This window comes from Paeniglutamicibacter cryotolerans (assembly GCF_014190875.1).
Lineage (GTDB): Bacteria > Actinomycetota > Actinomycetes > Actinomycetales > Micrococcaceae > Paeniglutamicibacter > Paeniglutamicibacter cryotolerans.
This window is the reverse complement of the sequence record NZ_JACHVS010000001.1, coordinates 693508-714974: the sequence shown is the minus strand read 5'-3', so window position 1 is coordinate 714974 and position 21467 is coordinate 693508. Positions and strand designations below refer to the sequence as shown.

Genomic DNA, 21467 nt, shown 5'->3' with positions numbered 1-21467 from the left:
GGTGCTAGGACTCGCGCGGGTATGACAGGAACGCGGTCTCGTTCCCGCCCTGCAGGCTGATGTCGAAACGCAGGTCCCCGTTGGCCTCGCGAGTGGCGATCAGCGAGGAGCGTGCGGACTCGTCCATCGAGGTCAGCAATGGGTCGGTTGCCAGTGCCTCGGTGTCCTCGGGCAGGTAGATGCGCGTGAACAGCCGGTTGAGCAGGCCCCGGGCGAAGACGGTGAGCATGATGAACGGGGCCTTGCCGGCCTCGGTCGCTCCCGGATTCACCGTGGTGAAGGTGTAGTGCCCGACGTTGTCCACCGCCACCCGGCCGAAGCCGGTGAAGGTGTGGCCGTCGCGGACCAGCGAGCCCGTCTCGGAGACGACGTTGCCCTCCTCGTCGGGCTGCCAGATTTCCAGCAGCGCGTCGGGGATGGTTTCCCCGGCGCCGTCGGTGATCACGCCGTGCAGGCGGATCGAGCCCGGGTGGGCGCGGTCAACGAGCTTCCCGCCGTCCTTGAACGGGAGCGCGTAACCGTAGAACGGGCCGATGGTCTGGCCCGGGGTCGGTGTCAGTTTCAATGCTGGAGCCTTGGACATCTAGTGCTCGCCCTCTTCCTCTTCCATCCAGGTGCGGTTGCTGCCGGTGAGCACGATGTCCCAGCTGTAGCCGGTAGACCATTCGTGCGTCGTGACATTGTGGTCGTACGTTGCCACGAGGCGCTCACGGGCCTTGACGTCGGTGATCGCCTGGTAGATCGGGTCCAGCGAGAACAACGGATCGCCCGGGAAGTACATCTGGGTGATCATGCGCTGGGTGAAGTCGGTTCCGAAGAGCGAGAAATGGATGTGCGCCGGGCGCCAAGCGTTGTGGTGGTTCTTCCACGGGTACGGGGCCGGCTTGATGGTGGTGAACGAGTATTCGCCGTTCTCCCCGGTGATGGTGCGGCCGACGCCGGTGAAGTTCGGGTCGATCGGCGCCGGGTGCTGGTCGCGCTTGTGGATATAGCGGCCGGCGGCGTTTGCCTGCCAGATTTCCACGAGCTGGTTGACGACCGGGCGGCCGTCGCCGTCGAGCACGCGACCGGTGACGACGATGCGCTCGCCGATGGGTTCGCCGTTGTGCTGGATGGTCAGATCCGACTCCAGGGCGTGCACGTCTCGCTGGCCGAAGGCCGGGGCGTACAGTTCGATGGTTTCCGGGTCCGCGTGGTGCAGCGACTTGGTGGGGTGGCGCAGCAGTGAGGAACGGTACGGCGTGAAGTCGATGCGTGGCTGGGTTTCCAACTTGCCCGAGGCCTCGTAGGCCTCGTGGATCGCGCCGATTTCCGCAGTGATCTGGTCCTGGGTGGCAGCGGCTGCATCCGGGTTGGTGTCGATGACATGGCCGTCTTCGAATTCTTCGATGTTCATGGAGCTACTCCTTTCAAGGGTGTTCGATGTGGTTTTTCCGGGCAGCCGATCCGGTCAGGAATGTGGCCACCCGGTGTAGGACTCGGCCAGGTATTGCTGGCCGTAACGGGAGTTGACGACCGTCTCGAGCTCGCCGATCGCGCGCTTGAGCTGGAATGGATCGGCGTTCGGGGGAGTGTGCAGCATGGTGGTCATCCAGTAGGAGAAGTTCTGCGCCTTCCACACGCGCTTGAGCGCCGTGTCGGAGTAGCCCTCGAGCAGGGCGATCCCCCTCGTGGAATAGTAAGAGTCGATGGCTTCGAAGAGCACCTTCACGTCGGCAAAGGCCAAGTTCAGACCCTTGGCGCCGGTTGGCGGGACGGTGTGCCCGGCATCGCCGACCAGGTAGAGGCGGCCGTGGGAGAGGGGTTCGCGCACGAACGAGCGGAACGGCAGCACCGACTTGTCGAAGATCCGTCCACGCTTGAGCTCGAAGCCGTCCGGACCGTCGACGCGGCGCTGCAATTCGGCCCAAATGCGGTCGTCGTCCCAGCTGCTGGTGTCTTCGTTCGGGTCGCACTGGAAGTACATGCGCTGGACGCTCTCGCTGCGCTGGGAGATCAGTGCGAAGCCGTGCGGGGAGTTGGCGTAGATCAGCTCGGCGGAGGACTTGGGGGCTTCGGCGAGGATGCCGAACCAGGCGAACGGGTACTTGACCGTATAGTTTTCGCGCTTGTCCTCGGGGATGGCGCGGCGGCAGAAGCTGCGCGAACCGTCGGCACCGACGAGGATGTCGCAGTGCACCTCGAAGGCCTGGCCCTGAGCGTCGGTGAAATGGAACTTCGGGGTGTCGGTCTCCATGTCGAAGACGGCGGTGACCTCGGCGCCATAGCGCACGTCCCCGCCGTCGCGCTCACGGGCTGCCGCCAGGTCCACGAAGACCTCGTTCTGCGCGTAGAGCGTGACTGTCGCGTCGACCAGGTCGGTGAAGTCCAGCGGATGCGATTCTCCGTTGAAGCGCAGGTCGATTCCCGAATGTTCGTCGCCGTGGGTCAGTACCCGGCCGTTGATGCCGGAGTCGGTCAGCATCTTCACCGCCTGGGCTTCGAGGATGCCGGCGCGGTGGGTGTTGCGGATGGTCTCGTGGTCGCGCATTTCGACAACGAGGTTCTCGATGCCGGAATGGGAAAGCAGATGGCTCAGCATCAAGCCGGCGGGGCCGCCGCCGACGATGCCCACGCGGGTCTTGATCAGGGTGCGTTCGTTGGCCATGAAAGGAGGCTCCTTGGCTGGTTCGAGGGAGTCGATCAGCCGGGGGACTCTGCGCCGGGGCGCACCGTTGGAGGCTGTATCTTGCTGCTTCCAGTGTCGGGCAGGCGTGAGCAAGCGCACCACGCCTGTCTCATTGAATGAGAATTTTTGAACTCTTTCGCCTCTACTCCGCGGCGGAATCTTCAGTCAATGGGTATAGCCAGCTTCGCCGATGGCCCCGGCGTCGATGAACCGGGAGCATTATTGCGCAGACTGGTCCCGGAGATGATTGTCCGTGGCGTGGGGAACCTCAGCGGAGTCTATGCGGCCACTGCCGCCTCAGCATGATTGCCGCAAGCAGGAGCCCTCCGGGCCAGGGGCAGCCAGGATCGCCACCTATGTCGTGGATAGAACGGGGAGCCTGGCCGACCGGGTGGCTCAGGCCTCGCGATGGTAGCGCTCCACACCGCCGACCACTGTGGACTGCACCCGCACGTGCTTGACCTCGTGGGTCGGAAGGGCAAAGGGGTCCTGGTCCAGCACGATGAAGTCCGAGAGCATTCCGGGGCGCAGTAAGCCCTTGAGCTTTTCCTCGCCGGAGGCGAAGGCTGGAGCCACGCAATATCCGTGAAGCGCCTCGGCCAGGCTGAGCCGTTCGGCCGGGTCCCATCCGCCGGGCGGTTCCCCGGCAGGCGTGGTCCGTTTCAGCGCCGCATGAATCCCCTTCAGCGGAATGGCCGGTTCGATGGGAGAATCGGAACCGAAGACCACTTCGGCCCCGCTGCGCAGCAGCGACTTCCATGCGTAGGAGGCCAGATCCGGTCCGGCGATCATGCCCAGCAGCGGAACGTCTGAAGGGCAGTGCTGGGGCTGCATTGATGCGATGACGCCCAGCGAGGCGAAACGGTCCACATCGGACGGGAGAAGGAACTGGGCGTGCTCGACGCGGTGGCGCAGGGCATGGCGGCCCGTTGCCTCCGATGCTCCGGCCAGTGCGTTCAGGGCCAGGTGGTTGGCTCGGTCTCCAATGGCGTGGATGGCTACTGCAATGCCGGCTTCGGCCGCGGTCCCGACCAGACGGACCAGTTCGGAGTAGGCTGTCACCTCCATGCCTACATTTGATTCGTCGTCGGCGAAGGGCTCTGACATATGGCAGGTATGTGAACCGGCAGCCCCGTCTGAGAAGATCTTCACCGCACCACGGCTGATCCATCCGTCCCCCTCATAGGACCGAAGTCCGGCGGTGATCGCGGACTCCAGCTCGCCCACGGCAAGCAGTTTATGCACGCGCAGGTCGAGCAGTCCCTGCTGGCGCAAGGATACAAAAGCAGCGTGTGCATCGGGCCCGTCGATGTCATGTACGGAGGTGATGCCGTGGGAAAGCAGGTGCCGTTGGGCGCTCAGCAACTGGGTTTCCAGGTTGCCCGAGAGGGGACTTGCGGCCAGCTCGCGAACGGCGAAGACAGCGGATTCACGTAGGATGCCTGTGAGGCGTCCCTGTTCATCTCGAACGAGTTCCCCGCCGGGAGGATTCTCACTGTCTTCGTGGATTCCCAACAATGACAGGGCCAGCGAGTTGGCCCACACGGTATGCCCGTCGGCGCTGGTAAGCGCCACTGGGTTCTCGGGGCATAAGCGGTCAAGTGGAAGCCGGTCGGGCTGTGCGGGGATTTCCCAGGCGTTGTGGTTCCACCAGCCGCCAAAGATCCACTACTGCGGGACGTAGCGTCCACTGGCTGCGGCGAGGCGCTCGAGGGCCTCGGAAAGCGAAGCGATTTCGCGCATGTTCACTTCGGTCAAGGCCCGGGCCAGGCTCGCGGTGTGGATATGTGAATCGGTGAAGCCGGGCAGGACCGTTGCCCCGCCCAAATCCACGCAGCGGGTTCCGGAGGGGACGCGGCGCACATCTCGTCCCGGCTGCCGACCGCGATAATGCGCCCCTGGTCCGTCAATATGGCCTGGGCCAAGGGTTGCCGGGGATTGAGCGTGTGGATGCGGCCATTGGTAAAAAGCGTGGGAGGCACTGCGTAGCGACCTTTCGGATGGCGGACCCGCCTCAGTGGGGGACTTGTCCCGCCAAGCGCCGGGCGCGATGGAAGCCAAGCATATGCCGTGGTGTTCCCGACCTGCCACGACCAAGAAGGTGGACTGATGATGCCCGTCGGGCATGGACTGGCTGGCCTTCACCGCAATGGAAGCGGAGGGGCAACCTGCCTGCCAGTGGTGGTACTGTCCGGGCGCAGGAGCCAGCCCATGCGCTTGGACGGGCTGATCAAGAGGGCGCTTTCGAGCAGTTCGATCCCCGTTGCGGCCGTTTCAATGCTCCGCTGGGCATCGAGTATGTCGTTGACGGAGGCAAGCCACATGGTGATGAGCAGGTTGGCCTGGCCAGTCGTGGTGCAGACCATGCGCATGTTGGGCAGGGTGGACAAGGCCCGGGCCGCTTCGGCGTGCTGTGAGGCCGGAAGCCGGGCATACCATTGGGCGGTGATGGGGAAACCCGAGAGGGCTTGGGCCATGTCGCAACGCAGGGTGATGATGTCACTATGCAGCACCCGTGAAAGCTGGCGTCGTGCCGAGGTCGGCGACAGGCCCGTGACGCGTGCAACATCAGCAGCGGTGCACCGGCCATTTTGCTGCAGGAGCGAAAGGATCGGCCGGTGCTCTTCGCGGATGGCGATGCCCGGGTCCGTATGTGTTTGCTGTCCATCGAGTTCGCGTAGCGCGGCGATCTGGGAGCGGCCGAGAGCGCTCAGGTGCCAGTCCCTGGCGGTGAAGTGCATTTGCACCGAAAAGTTCGAGTGCAGGGCAGTTACCCCGGGCAGCTGAGTGATCTCATTGAAGGTCCCGTTCACGACATTCGACATGGATTTGCCGGTGAGCATGATGCCCAGCCGGTGGTTTTGCGAGAGCATGTCCACGGAATAGACCTCGGAGACCTCCATCAGGGAGCGGATGATGGAATCGCGGTGTTCAGGAGCACAACTGACCTGGGTGAAACTGATGACCTGTTGCCGTGGATGACCGGTAGGCTGGGCGGCAATCCAGACAGCTCCCATGGAACGCAGGTTGTCCCAGCGCTGTGCCAGCACCGCCGGGTGGGCGTCGAGGATCTCGGAGGCCGCTGCCCAGGAGACCCTCGGGGCGATCTGCAGGGCGTGGATCAGTTCCAAATCACGTTCGCTGAGCATCTGCATGCTTTCATTCTCGCGTCTTCTGGCCAGAACGGATTCCCGGAACGGGTCCAACGACTGGCTCCCTTGGAGGGACAATGCCCTTCAGCATCAAGGTGCTTGGCGGTTTCTTCGATTTGAACCAATGATTCTGGTGATTTCATCATTCTTTTTTACTGGATGTGATCTATGTCCCAAGATTAAATCAGCCGATAAGCACGTCCGGCCCCACCCCGCCCATGCCGAACGTCGGTAGGGGCCCAGGGAGGGCCGTCTAGGAAAGGGTCACCATGACCACGACAACCATCCTTCAAGATGCCCACGAGCTGCATGGGGACCTGACCCGGCTGCGCCACACGCTGCACCAGGCCCCCGAGCTTGGGCTGGACCTTCCCCGGACCCAGGAAACCGTGCTTACCGAGCTAGCGGACCTGCCCCTGGAAGTCACTCTGGGCAAGGGATGCACTTCGATCGGTGCGGTGCTGCGCGGAACCGCCACCGAGCCCTCCGTCAACCGCCCGGTCGTGCTCCTGCGTGCCGACATGGATGCCTTGCCGGTGCAGGAAGCCACCGGTGTTGAGTTCAGCTCCCGGATCGATGGCCGCATGCATGCCTGCGGCCATGACCTGCATACCTCGATGCTTGCCGGGGCAGCTCGGCTTTTGGCCGATCGCCGCCACCTGCTGGACGGGGACGTGGTCTTCATGTTCCAGCCTGCCGAAGAACTGCTGGCGGGGGCGCCGATGATGATCGAGGAAGGGATCCTGGACCTGGCCGGACGCCGTGTCGATTCGGCATACGGCCTGCATGTGTTCAGTTCAGGTGGTGCCACCGGGCAGTTCATGACCCGGCAGGGAATCATGATGTCGGCCGCAGACGGGCTCTATGTAACGGTTCTGGGCCGTGGTGGGCACGGCTCGGCACCGCACCGGGCCAAGGACCCGGTCCCGGTGATGGCAGAAATGATCACCGCACTGCAGTCCATGGTGACCCGCCAGTTCGATGCCCACGACCCGGTCGTCGTGGCCGTGGGAATGGTCAAGGCAGGCGAAGCCATCAACGTGATTCCCGATACCGCTGAATTCGGCGCCAGTATCCGGATGTATTCAGATGCGTCCCGTGAAAAAATGATGGTGGCGGTGCCGCGACTGCTCAAGGGAATCGCCTCGGCACACGGGCTCGAAGTGGATGTGGACTACCGTGTGGGGGGCCGAGTCCTGGTCAACGACCAGGAAAACACGACTTTCGTCCAGGAGCAGATCATAGAGCTCTTCGGCGAGGACCGGCACTTGGCCATAGCCAACCCGTTGGGCGGTTCCGAGGACTTCGCCGACGTGCTGGCGCAGGTCCCGGGCAGCTTCATTAATCTGGATGCGACCCCGCTGGCCGGGGACCAGGGTGAGTACAACCACTCGCCGCGGGCCGTGTTCGACGATTCGGTGCTCACCTCCGGGACTGCTCTATACACGCATCTGGCCTTCTCACGCATCGGTGAACTCGCCGCACGTTAATCGTCCCCGGCGCCTCGTCGAAATCAACACCCGGTCTTTCAAACCCAAGGATGCATCATGACGTTGCAACACCATCATCCACAATTAGGGGCAGACCTCCCTGTCACCGCCGATCTCGACCGCAAGGCCACGCCCCGGGAGCGTCGTACCCTCGTTGCCACCGGCATGGGCAATGCCCTGGAATGGTTCGACTGGGGGATCTACTCGGCCTTCGCCATCTACTTCGCCACCGAGATATTCAACCCGGAGGATCCGCTTTCCGCGCTACTTGGCGTCATGGGTGTCTTTGCCGTGGGCTTCCTAGCCCGCCCGGTGGGCGGATGGCTCTTTGGTTGGCTCTCGGACAATGTGGGCCGCCGGGCCTCGATGCTTTCCACCGTGGGGCTGGCCTCGGTGGGATCGCTGCTGATCGCGGCCGTCCCCACCTACGCCAATGCCGGGGTCTGGGCAGCAATCATCCTGTTGACAGCACGGCTGCTGCAGGGACTTGCGCACGGTGGGGAGATGCCATCGGCTCAGACCTATATTGCCGAGACCGCCCCGGCCAAGCGCCGTGGACTCTGGTCATCGATGATCTACGTCTCGGGAACCATCGGCATCGTGGCAGGCATGCTCATGGGCGTGATCCTCAATGCGATCCTGCCCGGTGACATCATGCATGCCTGGGGCTGGCGCATCCCGTTCGTCATCGGCGGCCTGCTGGGCCTGGCTGTCATGTTCTCCCGCAGTCGGATGCATGAAACAGAGGCCTTCGCGGCCTCAAAGACCGGCGAACGCGCACCGATGTTCCCGGAAGTCCGCAAGCACTGGCGTTCTGCCCTTCGAGTTATTGGTCTGGGCGTTGGCGGCACCGTCTGCTACTACGTCTGGGCAGTCTCCGCGGTCCAACAGGCAGTGGTCCTGAACGGCATGGACCAGGGCGCGGCCCTGCTGGCCAACCTGCTGAGCAACGTGGTGCTGATCATTGCACTGCCGTTCTGGGGCCGGTTCTCCGACAAATTCGGGCGGAGGGCCGGGCTGGTCATCGGCACCGGCGTTCCGATGCTGCTTTTCGCCCCCATGCAGGCCATGGTCTCATCCTCGTTCCTTTCGCTGTTCATTCCGGCTGCGGTGATCCTGTTCTTCATGGGCGCCACGTTGTCCATCTTGCCTGCCGTCTTCGCCGAGATGTTCCCCACCCGTATCCGGACCATTGGCGTGGCCATCCCGTATGCCGTGGCCGTTGCCCTCTTCGGTGGCACAGCACCGTATCTGCAGACGTTCTTGGGCGCCCGGTTCGGTCCGGCCACGTTCAACATCTACGTGATCACGCTGCTGTTGATCTCCACGGTCGTCGCACTCACCCTGCCCGAGTCCAAGGGCAAGGACCTGACCAAGGAGTAGGCCTTCCCGCCCGGGTTCCGGCTTCCAACTTTGGGAAGGCCTGGGGGTGCGTATGCCGATGGCATATGCACCCCCAGGCCTTTGCCGTTCCGGGACCGCGGGACGCCTGGTCACCTTGCCTCAGACTGCCGCGGTTCGGCCCAGGGGCGCAGCTGGCGGGCCGTTTCCCGGATCTTGGCCTTGGCGTAGTGCCCCCGATGCCAAGTCGCATGCATATTCATTTTGAGCGCGCTTACGATGGGGTCTTCTGCGGATTCAACGATGTCGATGCCCCGGGGCGCGTAGACCGATACTTCGATGCTGATGCTGATGCTGATCCCGCGACCTTCCGCAACCACTGCCATGGCGGAGAGCACGTCGTCCCAGATGATCGTTTGGCTCAGATCCAGATCCATACGATTGAGGGATTCATCCGAGATCTGCCGGCTGACGCTATGCCTGGAGGGGATGATCAATTGTTCGTCGCAGAGTTAGGGCAAACCAACCAAGTCCCGCCCCGAGCGCAGCTAGGGATGCCCTTCTGGAGAGAACGCGCGCAGGGCGATGCTTCCCAGGGGGCCCGGATCCAGCGTGCTGCTGGGCAGTATCGGGGAGATGATGAATCAAGGTCATGTAGCAGGGCCTCCTCCAAGCTGAAGTGTGAGGCCTCCCTGACCACGATCGTTGGCTCCTGCGAGGGGGGGGCAATGAAGGGTGCCAGGAAGCCGCAGATAGAAGCGGCGGTGGCGGCGCAGGAAAGGGTGGACACCTGCCAGGTGCGCAGCACCTGTGCGGCATCTTGCGGATCACGTGTCTGGACCAGGAGTTTTCGTGCCGGGCCACCGAATGCACGACCACTGGGAGTCAGCGTCAGGCGATTACTGCGGGTTTCGAACAATTGACAATTAAGTTCGCGTTCGAACGTTTTCAATTGCCGGCTCAGGGCCGGCTGGGCAATGTGGAGGGCCTCTGTCGCAGCAGTGACCGTGCCGTGGCGACCACGCTCAGGAAGTACAGCAGATGTCGGTAATTCATCTCCCGAGCACAACATGCGGGTTCAGGGTGCTGCCGACACAGGAGGGTATCGACGAGGTTGCAGATCACGTTCCACGGGCGGTTTCCGACGATCCCCGATAGGGAGGTGCTGGACCTGTCGGGTCTGCGGCTGCTCCGGTGATCCTGGTCCCGCAGGAATCGATTAGCATGGTATCCGAAATTCAGCCCCGCACGCGGCGGGCGCTTTCGCCGCAGGAAACACCAGAAAGAGGCGAATGAAAACCAAGATCACCTCGAGGCTCATCGGCGCCGTCGTGGTTGTGCTTCTGCTCGCATTCATGGCGCTTGGCCTGGCCTTTGTCGGGCAAGGTCTGCAGGACAGGGCAAATGCCGCAGCCTTCCAGGCTACCGACAGTACGATCCTGCAGACCCTTGGAACCGTGAAATGGGTTGCGGGGCGGACGGCATCGACGTCGCTACAGGTCGGGTTCGAATCCGCCGGGGGGCAGTCGGTGGAAACTAAGATCTGGACCAGCGGATCCAACCGCGTGTTCTCCGACGGGCAGCAGGTCGAACTGGAGTATGTTTTGCAGCACCCCACATCAGCGCGCCTGCGGGACGGGAACGCGGGCAAGGCCAGGACCCTGGGAATGTTGGCAGGAGGCGGTGTGATGACGTCGGTGGCAGCCTTCTTGATCGTGGTTTGCGTGCGCTCGGTGGTTCACACCCGGAGGAAGTAGCAGGGGCCTGTGCGGGGAAGAAGAACCGGATGGAACCGTTGTTATCGGGACCTGTGAGATGACCATGCTCCGACGGTAGGGGCCGCACGCCGGACTCCCCGTGTGAACACAGCTGGTCCCCGGTCCGGGGAGAGGGCCGGGGCCCGCTGGATCATCTCTTGCACCCCCATGAGGGGAATTCCACGAAAGGTGCCCGGGCTGAGCCCAAGCTGTGTGCCGTTCCGGTGGAGGATAGCAGTGGAGGAACCGTACCGCCGTTGCAGGCTGCGGTGCGGTGAAGGATCCGGTACCGAACCGGTCCCCGGAAGTTGATGATCCCGGTTGGATTCGCCGAGGTGTTTGGTCCGGCGGCAGCGGATCACCGTGGATAACGGCAAACGGCGCCCCGGAACCCGCCGGATGGTCCCTTGGGCCTACGAGTCGAAGGCGATCCGTGAGAGCAGTTCGCGCAGTGTCGTGCGCTCGGCCTCGCTGAGGTTGGACATGGTGACGGACTCGCCCGCGGCGGTGGCGCGTCGTGCTTTCAGGTAGAGCTTGTGCCCCTCCTCGGTGCCGGCGACGACTTTGGAGCGGCGGTCGTGCAAGTCCGGATGGCGCTCGACCAGTCCGCGGGCCTCGAGTGCATCAACCAGCGGGACGATCTGGCTCGGGTCAAGCGAGAGGAATTCGGCGAGATCGCGCTGTGTGGGTGCGAGGTTGCTGCAGGCCAGTGACAGCACCGAATAGGAGCGGACCTTCAGGTCCATCGGAGCCAGCAGCCGGTTGGCGCGGGCCGAGCCGAGCGACCTGGTCCGGGCTGCGAGGAACTCGATGTCCCCGGCCAGCTCGCTCCCGAGGAACCGCTCGATGCCGGCGGTGGCGATGCCAGTCTTGGTGGCCATGGGTGGTGCTCCTCGGTTATTGGTGAGAAACTTAATCGTTGACTTTTTCAAGAATATAAGTTGTCATGTATCTAAGTAACATTCCCACGATATGCACGGTGGGGCAACAGCGCCACACGAAGGAGTCCAGATGTCACTCGCAGGAAAAGTAGCCATTGTCACCGGTAGCGGCCGCGGGCTCGGCCTGAGCTACGCACAGGAACTCTCACGCCAGGGCGCAGCGGTCGTCATCAACGACGTCGACGCCGACGTGGCAGCGGATGCCGTCGCATCGATTGCAGCAGCCGGCGGCAAGGCCGTCGCTGTCGTCGCGCCGGTCGGTTCCACCGAAACCGCCAAGGCGCTGGTTGCCGCCGCGGTGGAGAACTTCGGCCGCCTGGACATCCTGGTCACCAACGCCGGCGTGTTGCGCGACAAATCGATTCTGAAGATGACCGACGAGGACTTCGACCTGGTCATCAACGTGCACCTGCGCGGCACCTTCACCTGCGTCCGCGAGGCCTACGGCTACTTCAAGGAGAACGGCATCGCCGGCCGCATCATCACCATCGGCTCGCCCACCGGCCAACGCGGCAACTTCGGCCAGACCAACTACGCGGCCGCCAAGGCCGGCATCGTGGGCATGGTCCGCACCTGGGCGCTGGAAATGAAGCGTGCCGGCGTTACGGTCAACGCCGTGATCCCCGTGGCAGCCACCGCCATGACCAAGACCGTCCCCTACTTCGCCAAGGCCGTCGAGGCCGATGAGGCCGGCGAGGTCATGCACGACTTCTTCCGCAAGGAACTGGGCTTCGGCACGGCCGACGACGTCGCCGGGCTCATCGCCTTCCTCGCCTCCGAGGAGGCCGGCAACATCAACGGCCAGGCGATCGGTGCCGGCGGCGACCGGCTGCAGCTGTGGAGCCACCCCGAGGCCATCGCCTCGGAATTCCACGATGGCGGCTGGGACTACACCACCTTGCAGGAGCAGTTCGGCGCGGTCTTCGGCTCCAAGCTGCAGTCCGTCGGCGAGCGGTTCCCCGAACTCCCGGCCGAACTGCAGCCCGAACCGGCAGCCAAGTAGAAAAGCGCCGGCGTCCCATGAGCATCCGCTACGAATCAGCGATCGACCTGGCGAAGATCACCGCGATCGACATGCACGTGCACCTCGAGGTGGACGACTGCGGCCACAAGGCCATGCCGGATGACCTCTTCGAGGCCTCAGCCGCTTACTTCAAGTCCACCGAGCGCACCCCGTCGGTCGACCGCATTGCGGAGGTCTACCGCGAGGCCGGAATGGCCGCCGTGCTGTTCACCGTCGATGCGCGCACCGCGCTGGGCCACGAGCCGAACTCGATTGAGGAACTGGTGGCCGGCGCGGCACGCAACAACGACGTGCTGATCCCCTTCGGGTCGGTCGATCCGCGTACCGGTGCCGACGCGCTGGCCGGTGCCCGCCACCAGGCGGACGTGCTCGGGGTGCGGGGCTTCAAGTTCCACCCCTCACTGCAGGGTTTCGACCCCTCAAGCCAGGAGTTCTACCCGCTCTGGGCCGTGCTGGAGGAACTGGGCCTGCCCTGCATCTTCCACACGGGCCAGAACGGCATGGGTGCCGGGCTGCCCGGCGGGCGCGGCATCAAGCTGCGCTACTCCAACCCGTTGCTGCTCGACGACGTGGCTGCTGACTTCCCGGGGCTGAGAATCATCATGGCGCACCCCTCGGTGCCATGGCAAGACGAGGCGAACTCGATCGCCACGCATAAGGCGAACGTGTTCATTGACCTCTCGGGCTGGAGCCCGAAGTACTTCCCGGCCTCGCTGGTGAAGATGAGCAACAACGTGCTCTCGCGCAAGGTCCTCTTCGGCACCGACTACCCGCTGATCACCCCCGGGAAGTGGCTCGGAGCCTTCGCCGAGCTGCCGCTCAAGGACGAGGTGCGCCCCTTGATCCTCAAGGACAACGCGGCACGCCTGCTGGGATTGGCGTAGGCATGAACGCCTTCTACCCGAGTGACCAGTACGGTTTTGCCGAACTGCTCTCCGACGCCGAACGCGCCGCGCTGCTGCGGCTGCGTGCTGTGCTCGACGGGCATGTGCGCCCGGTGGTCGACGAATACTGGGAAAAGGGGGAGTTCCCCACCCAGGTCATCGCCCCGCTCATCGAGTTGGACATGATGCGCCCGGCCGAGGTCATCGCCGCCGGCGAGGAGGTGCGCGGGCTCTTCGCCGGGTTCCGCAACTTCGAGATCGGCCGCGTCGATGCATCGGTGGTGACGTTCTACAACGCACAGTCCGGGCTCTTTCGGACCACGGTGAACCTAGGCGGCAGCGCCGAACAGGTGGCCGAGCTCGACCCCTTGATCGCCGACTACTCATATAAGGGGGTCTTCGCCCTGACCGAGCCGGACCACGGATCTGACATCGCCGGTGGCCTGTCCACCAGCGCGCGGTTCGATGCCGGGGCCGGTGAATGGGTCATTAACGGGACCAAGCGCTGGATCGGGGGAGCCGCGCAGTCCGACGTGCTCGCCGTTTTCGCCCGCGACGAGGCAGACGCCAAGGTCAAGTGCTTCCTGGTGCCCACCGCTTCGGCCGGAGTGACGCTGAGAAAGATCGAGCGCAAGGCCAGCCTGCGCATCATGCAGAACGCCGACATTGACCTGTCCGACGTGCGGGTTCCCGCATCGGCGCGCCTGGCGAACATCAACTCGTTCGCCGATGTCGCTGCCTGCCTGCGCAACATGCGCTCCGATGTCGCCTGGATCGCCACCGGTGCCGCGGCGGGCGCCTACGAGGCGGCGCTGAAGTACGTGCTGGAGCGCGAGCAGTTCGGCCGGCCGCTTGCCTCGTTCCAGCTGATCCAGGAGAAGCTCGCGCACATGCTCTCCAATGTCACGGCTGCCCTGGCAATGGTGGTCAGGCTGACCCAGCAGCAGGACGGGGGCGTCTACAAGGACGAATCCTCGTCTATGGCGAAGATGTTCACCGCCAGGATGCTGCGCGAAACCGCCGCGCTGGCCCGCGAGGTCTGCGGCGGCAACGGCATCGTGCTGGATTACGGCGTGGCCCGTTTCCATGCCGATGCCGAGGCCATCTATTCCTACGAGGGCACGCACGAGATCAATTCGCTGATCGTCGGGCGGGCCATCACCGGCATCGGGGCCTTCCGCTAAGCCCCACCCCGCTTTTTCCACACCCATCACCACTGCACAGGAGGACCCTCCCATGGGCCAGACCATTCTTTCCTACGAACAGCTCGCATCGGCCGCAGGTACCGATCTGGGCTACAGCGACTTCCGCACCGTCACCCAGGACCAGATCAACACGTTCGCCGACGCGACGGATGACCACCAGTGGATCCACACCGATCCGGAAAAGGCCAAGGAGGGCCCGTTCGGTGGACCTATCGCCCACGGCTACCTCTCGCTGAGCCTGCAGATCGCCTTCTGGTCCGAGCTCTTCGACGTCACCGGCGTCTCCACCCGTGTGAACTACGGCCTGGACAAGGTCCGCTTCCCCTCGCCGGTTCCCGTGGGCTCGCAGATCCGCATGAAGGCCATCATCGCCGAGGTCGACGAGGTCAAGGGCGGCTACCAGATCGCCGTCGACCAGGTTGTCGAGGTTGAGGGTGCGCCGAAGCCGGCAGTGGTTTCCCGCGGAATCTACCGCTTCTACGCCTAGGGTCCTCCCACGGCCAGCCGGGCCTCCCCCTTCCTGGGGGAGCCTCGCTGGCCGTCGTTGCGGCACGATTGAACACCACTTCTTATCAACTATTGATTTTTTCAACTATTAGACCTAGGTTGTATGGAGTGGTGCGGATCACATGAACCCAATGGGTTTGATCCGGAACCAAAAGCCGTAGCGAATCACCAAGGAGAGACCATGAAGAAGCGACTTGCCACGATGCTCGCAGGAGCGTCAATTGCCGCATTGGCCCTGACCGGCTGCGGCGGCGGATCCCCCTCCGGTGCGGCAAGCACCGAAGCACCGAAGTCCGGAGAGGCCGGGGGACTGACCAAGGTCGTCGTCGGCATCCTGCCGATCGCGCCCTCCGTGGCCATGCAGTACGGCGTGGACAAGAAGATCTTCGAGAAGCACGGCCTCGACATCGAACTCACCACCGCCTCCGCCGGTGCGGCAATGCTTCCCGCCGTATCCACCGGTGACCTGAACTTCGCCGTCGGAAACCCGCTGTCGGTCATCACCGCGGTGGACAAGGGCCTGGACATGAAGATCGTCACCGGGTACTCCAACTCCAAGGCCACCGGCGACGACATCAACGGCGTCGTCGTCCGCGCCGATTCGGGCATCAACACCTTCGCCGACCTGGCTGGCAAGACCACCTCGGTGAACGCGCTGAAGACCCAGGGCGACCTGACCATCATGGAATCGGCCGCCATTGATGGCGGGGACCCCAAGGCGCTGAAGTTCAGCGAAATGCCTTTCCCCGATATGGAGGCGCAGCTCGACCGCAAGAACATGGACGCGATCTGGGTTCCGGAGCCCTTCCTGTCCAAGGCACTGGCCGTCCCGGAGAACAAGTTGCTCGGCTACCCGAACCAGAAGGCCATCCCGGGCCTTCCGACCATGGTCAGCTTCACCAGCGGCAAGTTCGCCCAAGAGAGCCCGGACGTCGTCGCCAAGTTCCAGGCCGCCATGGCCGAAACTCTTGACGCGGCCGAGAGCGACCAGGCCGGAGCCAAGGCCCTGCTTCCCACGTTCATGAAGATGGATGCCAAGGTTGCCGAAAACCTGAAGATGGAAACCTGGGACGCCGTTGTCCCCTCCGAGCAGCTGGACAAGCTCGGCGCACTGGCGGCCAAATTCGAATTCATCTCCAAGACGCCCGACATCGCGGCGTTGACCATCAAGAAGTAGCGCCGGGCTCCTTCCGCCCGTCGGTTAGATGAGATAGCAGCTGCGGGCCGCGTGGGCGGCCCGCAGCATATGAGAGGTACCAATGCAGAACCAGGGCCTGGGTAGCTGGATCCACAAGCGCCGCGTCAAGTCCAAGGGCCACGCGGCCATCATCAAGGACGGGGTATCCCTGTCCTACGACGAGCTGGCGCTGCGCGTCGACCAGCTGGCCGATGTCCTGCGCGGGCTCGGTGCCGGCCATGGCTCGCGGGTTGCCTACCTGGGCAACAACCACCCGGCATTCCTGGAAACGCTTTTTGCCTGCGGCAGCATCGGTGCGGTGTTCGTTCCGCTCAATACCCGTCTTGCCGCGCGCGAACTGACCTATGCCCTGAACGATTCGGGCAGCACCGTGCTGATCAGCCCGGAGTCGCTCGAGGGGCTGGCCGACCCTGCAGTGCGCGATACCGCTGTCGGGCACCGGCTCGTGGTGGCCGATGAGCCGGGACTTGATTCCCCCTACGAGCGGTCCCTGGCAGCGGCCTCGTCCGGGCATCGGGATGTGCCGGTGGGCCTGGAGGATCCGGCGATCATCCTCTACACTTCGGGAACCACCGGGGCCCCGAAGGGTGCAGTGCTCACGCACGGAAACATGACATGGAACTCCTTCAACGTGCTAGTCGACTACGACGTCACTTCCGACGCGGTGGCCCTGATGATCGCCCCGATGTTCCACGCCGCATCGCTGGGCATGGGGGCCCTGCCCACGCTGCTCAAGGGCGGGACCCTGGTCCTGCAGGACCGCTTCGAACCGTCGTTGGTGCTCGACGCCATCGAACGGCACCAGGTCACATCGCTCTCGGGCGTTCCCACCACCTACCAGATGCTGGCCGAACACCCCGCGTGGGGCGCTACCGACATTTCCTCCCTGCGCATGCTCACCTGCGGTGGGTCAGCCGTTCCGCTGCGTGTGCTCGAGGCCTATGAGGAACGCGGCCTGGGCTTCTCGGGCGGCTACGGCATGACCGAAACTGCTCCCGGGGCGACCTCGCTGCAGGCGGAACGCTCGCGTGAAAAGATCGGCTCGGCAGGGCTTCCCCACTTCTTCTCCGCCGTGCGGGTCATCGATGATCGCGGCGCCCAGGTCCCGGCCGGCGTGGTCGGGGAGATCCTGCTTTCCGGACCGAACGTCATCCTTCAGTACTGGAACCGTCCCGAGGCGAGCGCCGAATCCTATGCTGACGACGTGTGGTTCCGCTCCGGCGACATGGGGTACCTCGATGACGAGGGTTTCCTGTACATCTCCGACCGGCTGAAGGACATGATCATCTCGGGTGGCGAGAATGTCTACCCCGCCGAGATCGAGCAGGCCATCATGGAGCTCACCGAGGTATCTTCCGTCGCCGTCATCGGTGTGCCCGATCCTAAATGGGGCGAGGTCCCGCGGGCCATTGTCGTTCCGGCCGAGGGTTGCGAAGTGACGGGCGCGCGGATCATGGAGCACCTAGACGGGCGCATCGCCCGGTACAAGATCCCGCGTTCCTTCGTGATCGCCGACGAGCTACCGCGCACCGCCAGCGGAAAGATCCGCAAGGCGGACCTTCGAAAAACCTTCGGCAACTCGTCCGCGCCTGTCTGACTTGTCCGTCAAGTGTGTGCTTTCTGCATCCGTAACGAATTGCAAAATAACTATACCCATAGGTATTGTTGTCGACACGTGAGTGACTTTCATCACCGGTGCATGTGAGGTCTATCAACGGCCGATGTGCCCCAGTGCAGCCCGCTGCCACTCCCATCTTGGGCCGGGCCCGCAAAACAGCACCAACTAATGAAGGACGAAGTTCGTCATGAAGAACAAGCTCAAAATTGCACTGGCCGCCATGGGGATCCTGGCATTGAGCGCCTGCGGTTCCGGTTCGCCCAGCGGTGCCGCGGAGGTAAAGACCGGAGCCGCGGGTGCAGACCTTGAGAAAATCACCGTCGGAGTCATTCCGATCGTGGATACCGCCCCGATCTGGCTTGGCAAGGCCAAGGGCTTCTTCGAGGAAGAAGGCCTTGACCTTGATATCCAGACCGCAACCGGTGGATCGGCCATCGTGCCCGGTGTCCAGTCCGGCAGCTACGACTTCGCTTTCTCCAACCTGATCTCCCCGATGGTGGCGAACGACAAGGGTCTTGACATGAAGCTCGTCGCTAACGGTGCCACCACCAGCGGCGATACCACCATCGATTTCGGCGCAGTGGTTGTGAACGACGATTCCCCGATCAAGTCCCCGAAGGACCTGGCCGGCAAAAAGGTCTCGGTGAACAACCTTTCAAATATCGGTGACACCACCATCTCCCAGGTGGTCACCGACGCCGGCGGAGACCCCGGCACCATCGATTTCGTCGAGGTTCCCTTCCCTGATGCGCCCGCCGCTCTGGAAAACGGAATCGTCGATGCGGCCTGGATCCTGGATCCGTTCCTCACCCAGTCCCTGGCTGAGGGATCGCGCATCGTGACGACGAACTTCTCGGATTTCCACCCCGAGCTCGACATTGCCGGCTACTTCACCACCAAGGCCAATGTTGAATCCAAGCCTGAGCTGACCGCGAAGTTCACGCGTGCCATGAACAAGTCGCTTGAGTTCGCACAGGCCAACCCGAAGGAAGTCCGCGACATCGTGGGCACCTACACCAAGATCGACGCCGACACCCGTGAAAAGATCGTGCTCCCGCGCTACCGCGTGGACTTCGACATGGACGCTGCAGCCAAGCTGGCCGATGCGGCCCAGAAGTTCGGTACCGTTTCCAAGCCGGTCAACCTCGATGAATTGATGCCCTAATGACTCAAACCATACAAAAACCGGCCCCGGGCCGGGTGAAAAAGACGGTGCCGTCCAAGGGCCTGCCCACGTGGCTGCTGGGCCTGTTCGGCATCATCGGCTTCCTGGGCATTTGGGAACTGATGCCCGCCCTGGGCCTGGTCAAGGCCAAGTACCTGCCGCCGGCCTCCGAGGTCCTGGTCGCCCTGGTCGGCGACTTCGGCCTGACCGCCTTCTGGGTGGCAGTGGGCCACACCATGCTGGCCTGGGCCATCGGCCTGGCCGTCGCCGTGCTGACGGCACTGGTGCTGGGCCTGGTCATCGGGATGTCCCCGTTCCTGCGCCGGGCCACCAACTCCACCATCGAGTTCCTGCGCCCGATCCCGTCGGTCGCGCTGATCCCGTTGGCTGTGCTGCTCTTCGGCGTGAAGATCGAATCCTCACTGCTGCTGATCATCTACGCCTGCTTCTGGCAGGTATTGATCCAGGTGCTTTACGGGGTGGCCGACGTGGACAACGTGGCGATGCAAACGGCGAAGTCCTATGGCTTCTCCTACCTGCAGCAGATCCGCGACGTCATCTTCCCGACCATGCTGCCGTATCTGATGACCGGCATCCGCCTGGCCGCCTCGGTCGCGCTGATCCTGGCGATCACCGCGGAACTGATCATCGGTTCCGACGGCTTGGGCAAGGAAATCGCCCTCGCCCAGTCCGGTGGCGCCATCGCCGGCATGTATGCGCTGATCGTGGCCACCGGCCTGCTCGGCCTGGCCATCAATGTCATCACGCGAATCGTGGAGAAGCGGATCCTGGCCTGGCACCCCTCGGTCCGCGGGGAGGTTGTCTCGTGAAATTCCTCAAGACCCTGGGCTACCTGCTGGGTTTGCCCATCATCCTGATTGCCTGGTGGTGGATTGCCACCTCCGGTGAACCGAACTTCTTCGTTCCGACCCCGGTCCAGCTCTTCGAAACGTTCATCGAGACGTGGATCGGGGACCGGATCCTCACCGACGTGCTTCCCTCGGTCATGCGCCTGGTCATCGGCCTGGGCATAGCGATCGTCCTGGGCATCGTCCTGGGACTGGCAGTGGGCCTGAACCGTACGGTGCGTGCGGTGACCGAGCCGGTGTTCGAGTTCTTCCGCGCGCTTCCACCGCCGGTGCTTGTGCCGGTGTTGATGCTGCTGGTGGGCATCAACGACGGCATGAAGATCGCCGTGATCATCTTCGGCTGTGTCTGGCCGGTGCTGCTGAACACCATCGAGGGAGTGCGCTCCATCGACTCGGTCCAGACCGAGACCTCGAAGTCCTACGGCCTGTCCGGGTTCAACCGGATTCGTTATCAGGTGCTGCCCTCCTCGACGCCCACGATCATGGCCGGCATCCGCCAGTCCCTGTCGATCGGCCTGATCCTGATGGTCATCTCCGAGATGTTTGCTTCATCCTCCGGCCTGGGCTTCACGATCGTGCAGTTCCAGCGCTCCTTCGCGGTGCCGGAAATGTGGTCGGGCATCGTGGTGCTGGGCCTGATCGGCGTGGCCCTGTCCTTTATCTTCCAATGGTGTGAACGCCGGGTACTGCGCTGGTACCACGGTCTGAAAGAGGTTGAAAATGCAGTCTGATTCGATTCGTCCCACCCCCGCCGGACGCACCCTTCCCGATGGCGAGGCACTGCTCGCGGTCCGTGGCCTGAAGAAGGTCTACCACACCGACGCCGGCGACATCGAGGCGGTGCGCAACCTGACCTTCGACCTGGGCCGCGGCGAGCTGGTCTGCCTGGTCGGGCCCTCGGGCTCGGGTAAGACGACGCTGCTCAAGTGCATCGCCGGTCTGCTGGGATCCACCAGTGGTTCGGTGACGCTGGACGGGCAGAAGGTCACCGGCCCGCCGAAGAAAATGGCAGTGGTCTTCCAGGAGTACGGGCGCTCGCTCTTCCCGTGGCTGCGCGTGGCAGAGAACGTCGAGCTGCCGCTGAAGAACGCCGGTGTGCCCAAGGCCGAGCGCGCCCGCCTGGTCGCCGAGGCGCTGGAGGCAGTGGGCCTTGCCCACGTGCCCAAGTCCTACCCATGGCAACTTTCCGGTGGCATGCAGCAGCGCGTGGCGATCGCCCGTGCCGTGGCGTACCAGCCGGAGGTGCTGCTGATGGATGAGCCGTTCGCCGCAGTCGATGCGCAGACCCGTGCGGATCTGGAGGATTTGATCCGCAGCGTCTGGAAGAAGCTGGGCGTGACGGTGCTGTTCGTGACCCACGATATCGACGAGTCGATCTACCTGGGCGAGCGCGTCATCATCCTGTCCTCCTCCCCGACGATCGTGCAGGAAGACCTGGTCATCGACCTGCCGGACGAGCGCGACCAGCTCGAGACCCGGTCGCTGCCGCGGTTCACCGAGCTGCGTCACCACGTGTATGCGGAGATCCAGAAGGCGAAGGCGGGCCACCGCCCCGAGGAGGCCATCACCGCCGTCGGTGCCACCTCCTGATCCAGAACACCATAGTCGGCCCCTGGGCCTGACGAGCAGGGCCAGGGGCCACTTATCC

General features: G+C 63.8%; 21 protein-coding genes and 1 pseudogene. 14 read left to right on the top strand and 8 right to left on the bottom strand.

The window, feature by feature from the left end; translation table 11 throughout:
• Window positions 1-4: 4 nt before the first annotated feature.
• The 3 genes from pcaG to E9229_RS03440 are packed head-to-tail and all read right to left on the bottom strand — an operon-like array spanning window position 5 to window position 2647.
• Entirely contained in the window at window positions 5-583 is a 579-nt protein-coding gene (gene pcaG / locus E9229_RS03450) for a protocatechuate 3,4-dioxygenase subunit alpha (protein WP_183509889.1), read from the bottom strand.
• Window positions 584-1396: a protocatechuate 3,4-dioxygenase subunit beta gene (gene pcaH, locus E9229_RS03445; protein WP_183509888.1), complete on the bottom strand. Its 813-nt coding sequence runs from the start codon at window positions 1394-1396 to the stop codon at window positions 584-586.
• A gap of 54 nt (window positions 1397-1450) precedes the next feature.
• Window positions 1451-2647, bottom strand: coding sequence for a 4-hydroxybenzoate 3-monooxygenase (locus E9229_RS03440; RefSeq protein ID WP_183509887.1), 1197 nt, complete (start codon window positions 2645-2647; stop codon window positions 1451-1453).
• Between the two features lie 189 nt (window positions 2648-2836).
• On the opposite strand from E9229_RS03440, the gene E9229_RS03435 reads away from it, so the two are divergent.
• Entirely contained in the window at window positions 2837-2974 is a 138-nt protein-coding gene (locus tag E9229_RS03435; RefSeq protein WP_183509886.1) for a hypothetical protein, read from the top strand.
• A 90-nt stretch (window positions 2975-3064) separates the two neighbouring features.
• Here the strand turns inward: E9229_RS03435 and E9229_RS03430 are convergent.
• Both E9229_RS03430 and E9229_RS03425 read right to left on the bottom strand, forming a co-directional pair.
• Window positions 3065-4501: pseudogene (locus tag E9229_RS03430) on the bottom strand (amidohydrolase).
• Window positions 4502-4809: 308 nt separating this feature from the next.
• Window positions 4810-5823: an Lrp/AsnC family transcriptional regulator gene (locus E9229_RS03425; protein ID WP_183509885.1), complete on the bottom strand. Its 1014-nt coding sequence runs from the start codon at window positions 5821-5823 to the stop codon at window positions 4810-4812.
• A gap of 266 nt (window positions 5824-6089) precedes the next feature.
• On the opposite strand from E9229_RS03425, the gene E9229_RS03420 reads away from it, so the two are divergent.
• Window positions 6090-7310 (top strand): M20 metallopeptidase family protein, encoded by a 1221-nt coding sequence (locus tag E9229_RS03420; RefSeq protein WP_183509883.1) that lies wholly within the window; start codon window positions 6090-6092, stop codon window positions 7308-7310.
• A gap of 57 nt (window positions 7311-7367) precedes the next feature.
• Complete coding sequence (locus E9229_RS03415; protein WP_183509882.1) at window positions 7368-8693, top strand: MFS transporter; 1326 nt, start codon at window positions 7368-7370, stop codon at window positions 8691-8693.
• Window positions 8694-8803: 110 nt separating this feature from the next.
• Here the strand turns inward: E9229_RS03415 and E9229_RS03410 are convergent, their stop codons facing one another.
• Complete coding sequence (locus E9229_RS03410) at window positions 8804-9088, bottom strand: hypothetical protein (protein WP_183509881.1); 285 nt, start codon at window positions 9086-9088, stop codon at window positions 8804-8806.
• Between the two features lie 56 nt (window positions 9089-9144).
• Window positions 9145-9723 (bottom strand): LysR family transcriptional regulator, encoded by a 579-nt coding sequence (locus tag E9229_RS19975; protein WP_183509879.1) that lies wholly within the window; start codon window positions 9721-9723, stop codon window positions 9145-9147.
• 220 nt (window positions 9724-9943) lie between these two features.
• On the opposite strand from E9229_RS19975, the gene E9229_RS03400 reads away from it, so the two are divergent.
• The gene (locus tag E9229_RS03400; RefSeq protein WP_183509878.1) at window positions 9944-10408 is read left to right on the top strand and encodes a DUF3592 domain-containing protein; all 465 of its coding nucleotides are present in this window, start codon (window positions 9944-9946) and stop codon (window positions 10406-10408) included.
• A 413-nt stretch (window positions 10409-10821) separates the two neighbouring features.
• On the opposite strand, the gene E9229_RS03395 is transcribed toward E9229_RS03400, so the two are convergent.
• Complete coding sequence (locus tag E9229_RS03395; protein WP_183509876.1) at window positions 10822-11289, bottom strand: MarR family winged helix-turn-helix transcriptional regulator; 468 nt, start codon at window positions 11287-11289, stop codon at window positions 10822-10824.
• Between the two features lie 130 nt (window positions 11290-11419).
• On the opposite strand from E9229_RS03395, the gene E9229_RS03390 reads away from it, so the two are divergent.
• The 10 genes from E9229_RS03390 to E9229_RS03345 all read left to right on the top strand — a co-directional run bounded on the left by E9229_RS03390 (window position 11420) and on the right by E9229_RS03345 (window position 21409).
• Window positions 11420-12352 carry an SDR family oxidoreductase gene (locus E9229_RS03390; RefSeq protein ID WP_183509874.1) on the top strand — a complete coding sequence of 311 codons (933 nt, stop codon included), beginning with the start codon at window positions 11420-11422 and terminating at the stop codon, window positions 12350-12352.
• A gap of 17 nt (window positions 12353-12369) precedes the next feature.
• The gene (locus tag E9229_RS03385; RefSeq protein WP_183509873.1) at window positions 12370-13257 is read left to right on the top strand and encodes an amidohydrolase family protein; all 888 of its coding nucleotides are present in this window, start codon (window positions 12370-12372) and stop codon (window positions 13255-13257) included.
• 2 nt (window positions 13258-13259) lie between these two features.
• Window positions 13260-14441, top strand: a complete 1182-nt coding sequence (locus E9229_RS03380) for an acyl-CoA dehydrogenase family protein (RefSeq protein WP_183509871.1) — start codon at window positions 13260-13262, stop codon at window positions 14439-14441.
• A 52-nt stretch (window positions 14442-14493) separates the two neighbouring features.
• On the top strand, window positions 14494-14949 hold the full coding sequence (locus E9229_RS03375; RefSeq protein ID WP_183509870.1) for a MaoC family dehydratase: 456 nt from the start codon (window positions 14494-14496) through the stop codon (window positions 14947-14949).
• 201 nt (window positions 14950-15150) lie between these two features.
• Entirely contained in the window at window positions 15151-16146 is a 996-nt protein-coding gene (locus E9229_RS03370) for an ABC transporter substrate-binding protein (protein ID WP_183509868.1), read from the top strand.
• 82 nt (window positions 16147-16228) lie between these two features.
• Window positions 16229-17764 carry an acyl-CoA synthetase gene (locus tag E9229_RS03365; RefSeq protein WP_183509867.1) on the top strand — a complete coding sequence of 512 codons (1536 nt, stop codon included), beginning with the start codon at window positions 16229-16231 and terminating at the stop codon, window positions 17762-17764.
• Between the two features lie 208 nt (window positions 17765-17972).
• Complete coding sequence (locus E9229_RS03360; protein WP_183509866.1) at window positions 17973-18950, top strand: ABC transporter substrate-binding protein; 978 nt, start codon at window positions 17973-17975, stop codon at window positions 18948-18950.
• Entirely contained in the window at window positions 18950-19780 is an 831-nt protein-coding gene (locus tag E9229_RS03355) for an ABC transporter permease (protein WP_183509865.1), read from the top strand. The genes E9229_RS03360 and E9229_RS03355 overlap by 1 nt, the downstream gene beginning before the upstream one ends.
• On the top strand, window positions 19777-20550 hold the full coding sequence (locus E9229_RS03350; RefSeq protein ID WP_183509864.1) for an ABC transporter permease: 774 nt from the start codon (window positions 19777-19779) through the stop codon (window positions 20548-20550). Before E9229_RS03355 ends, E9229_RS03350 begins: the two co-directional genes overlap by 4 nt.
• The gene (locus E9229_RS03345; RefSeq protein ID WP_183509862.1) at window positions 20540-21409 is read left to right on the top strand and encodes an ABC transporter ATP-binding protein; all 870 of its coding nucleotides are present in this window, start codon (window positions 20540-20542) and stop codon (window positions 21407-21409) included. The genes E9229_RS03350 and E9229_RS03345 overlap by 11 nt, the downstream gene beginning before the upstream one ends.
• Window positions 21410-21467 lie beyond the last annotated feature (58 nt).

Excerpts from the sequence above, each read along its gene's own strand:
- pcaG (WP_183509889.1), bottom strand. The coding sequence starts at position 583 with ATGTCCAAGGCTCCAGCATTGAAACTGACACCGACCCCGGGCCAGACC.
- pcaH (WP_183509888.1), bottom strand. The coding sequence starts at position 1,396 with ATGAACATCGAAGAATTCGAAGACGGCCATGTCATCGACACCAACCCG.
- E9229_RS03440 (WP_183509887.1), bottom strand. The coding sequence starts at position 2,647 with ATGGCCAACGAACGCACCCTGATCAAGACCCGCGTGGGCATCGTCGGC.
- E9229_RS03435 (WP_183509886.1), top strand. The coding sequence starts at position 2,837 with ATGGGTATAGCCAGCTTCGCCGATGGCCCCGGCGTCGATGAACCGGGA.
- E9229_RS03425 (WP_183509885.1), bottom strand. The coding sequence starts at position 5,823 with ATGCAGATGCTCAGCGAACGTGATTTGGAACTGATCCACGCCCTGCAG.
- E9229_RS03420 (WP_183509883.1), top strand. The coding sequence starts at position 6,090 with ATGACCACGACAACCATCCTTCAAGATGCCCACGAGCTGCATGGGGAC.
- E9229_RS03415 (WP_183509882.1), top strand. The coding sequence starts at position 7,368 with ATGACGTTGCAACACCATCATCCACAATTAGGGGCAGACCTCCCTGTC.
- E9229_RS03410 (WP_183509881.1), bottom strand. The coding sequence starts at position 9,088 with ATGGATCTGGATCTGAGCCAAACGATCATCTGGGACGACGTGCTCTCC.
- E9229_RS19975 (WP_183509879.1), bottom strand. The coding sequence starts at position 9,723 with ATGTTGTGCTCGGGAGATGAATTACCGACATCTGCTGTACTTCCTGAG.
- E9229_RS03400 (WP_183509878.1), top strand. The coding sequence starts at position 9,944 with ATGAAAACCAAGATCACCTCGAGGCTCATCGGCGCCGTCGTGGTTGTG.
- E9229_RS03395 (WP_183509876.1), bottom strand. The coding sequence starts at position 11,289 with ATGGCCACCAAGACTGGCATCGCCACCGCCGGCATCGAGCGGTTCCTC.
- E9229_RS03390 (WP_183509874.1), top strand. The coding sequence starts at position 11,420 with ATGTCACTCGCAGGAAAAGTAGCCATTGTCACCGGTAGCGGCCGCGGG.
- E9229_RS03385 (WP_183509873.1), top strand. The coding sequence starts at position 12,370 with ATGAGCATCCGCTACGAATCAGCGATCGACCTGGCGAAGATCACCGCG.
- E9229_RS03380 (WP_183509871.1), top strand. The coding sequence starts at position 13,260 with ATGAACGCCTTCTACCCGAGTGACCAGTACGGTTTTGCCGAACTGCTC.
- E9229_RS03375 (WP_183509870.1), top strand. The coding sequence starts at position 14,494 with ATGGGCCAGACCATTCTTTCCTACGAACAGCTCGCATCGGCCGCAGGT.
- E9229_RS03370 (WP_183509868.1), top strand. The coding sequence starts at position 15,151 with ATGAAGAAGCGACTTGCCACGATGCTCGCAGGAGCGTCAATTGCCGCA.
- E9229_RS03365 (WP_183509867.1), top strand. The coding sequence starts at position 16,229 with ATGCAGAACCAGGGCCTGGGTAGCTGGATCCACAAGCGCCGCGTCAAG.
- E9229_RS03360 (WP_183509866.1), top strand. The coding sequence starts at position 17,973 with ATGAAGAACAAGCTCAAAATTGCACTGGCCGCCATGGGGATCCTGGCA.
- E9229_RS03355 (WP_183509865.1), top strand. The coding sequence starts at position 18,950 with ATGACTCAAACCATACAAAAACCGGCCCCGGGCCGGGTGAAAAAGACG.
- E9229_RS03345 (WP_183509862.1), top strand. The coding sequence starts at position 20,540 with ATGCAGTCTGATTCGATTCGTCCCACCCCCGCCGGACGCACCCTTCCC.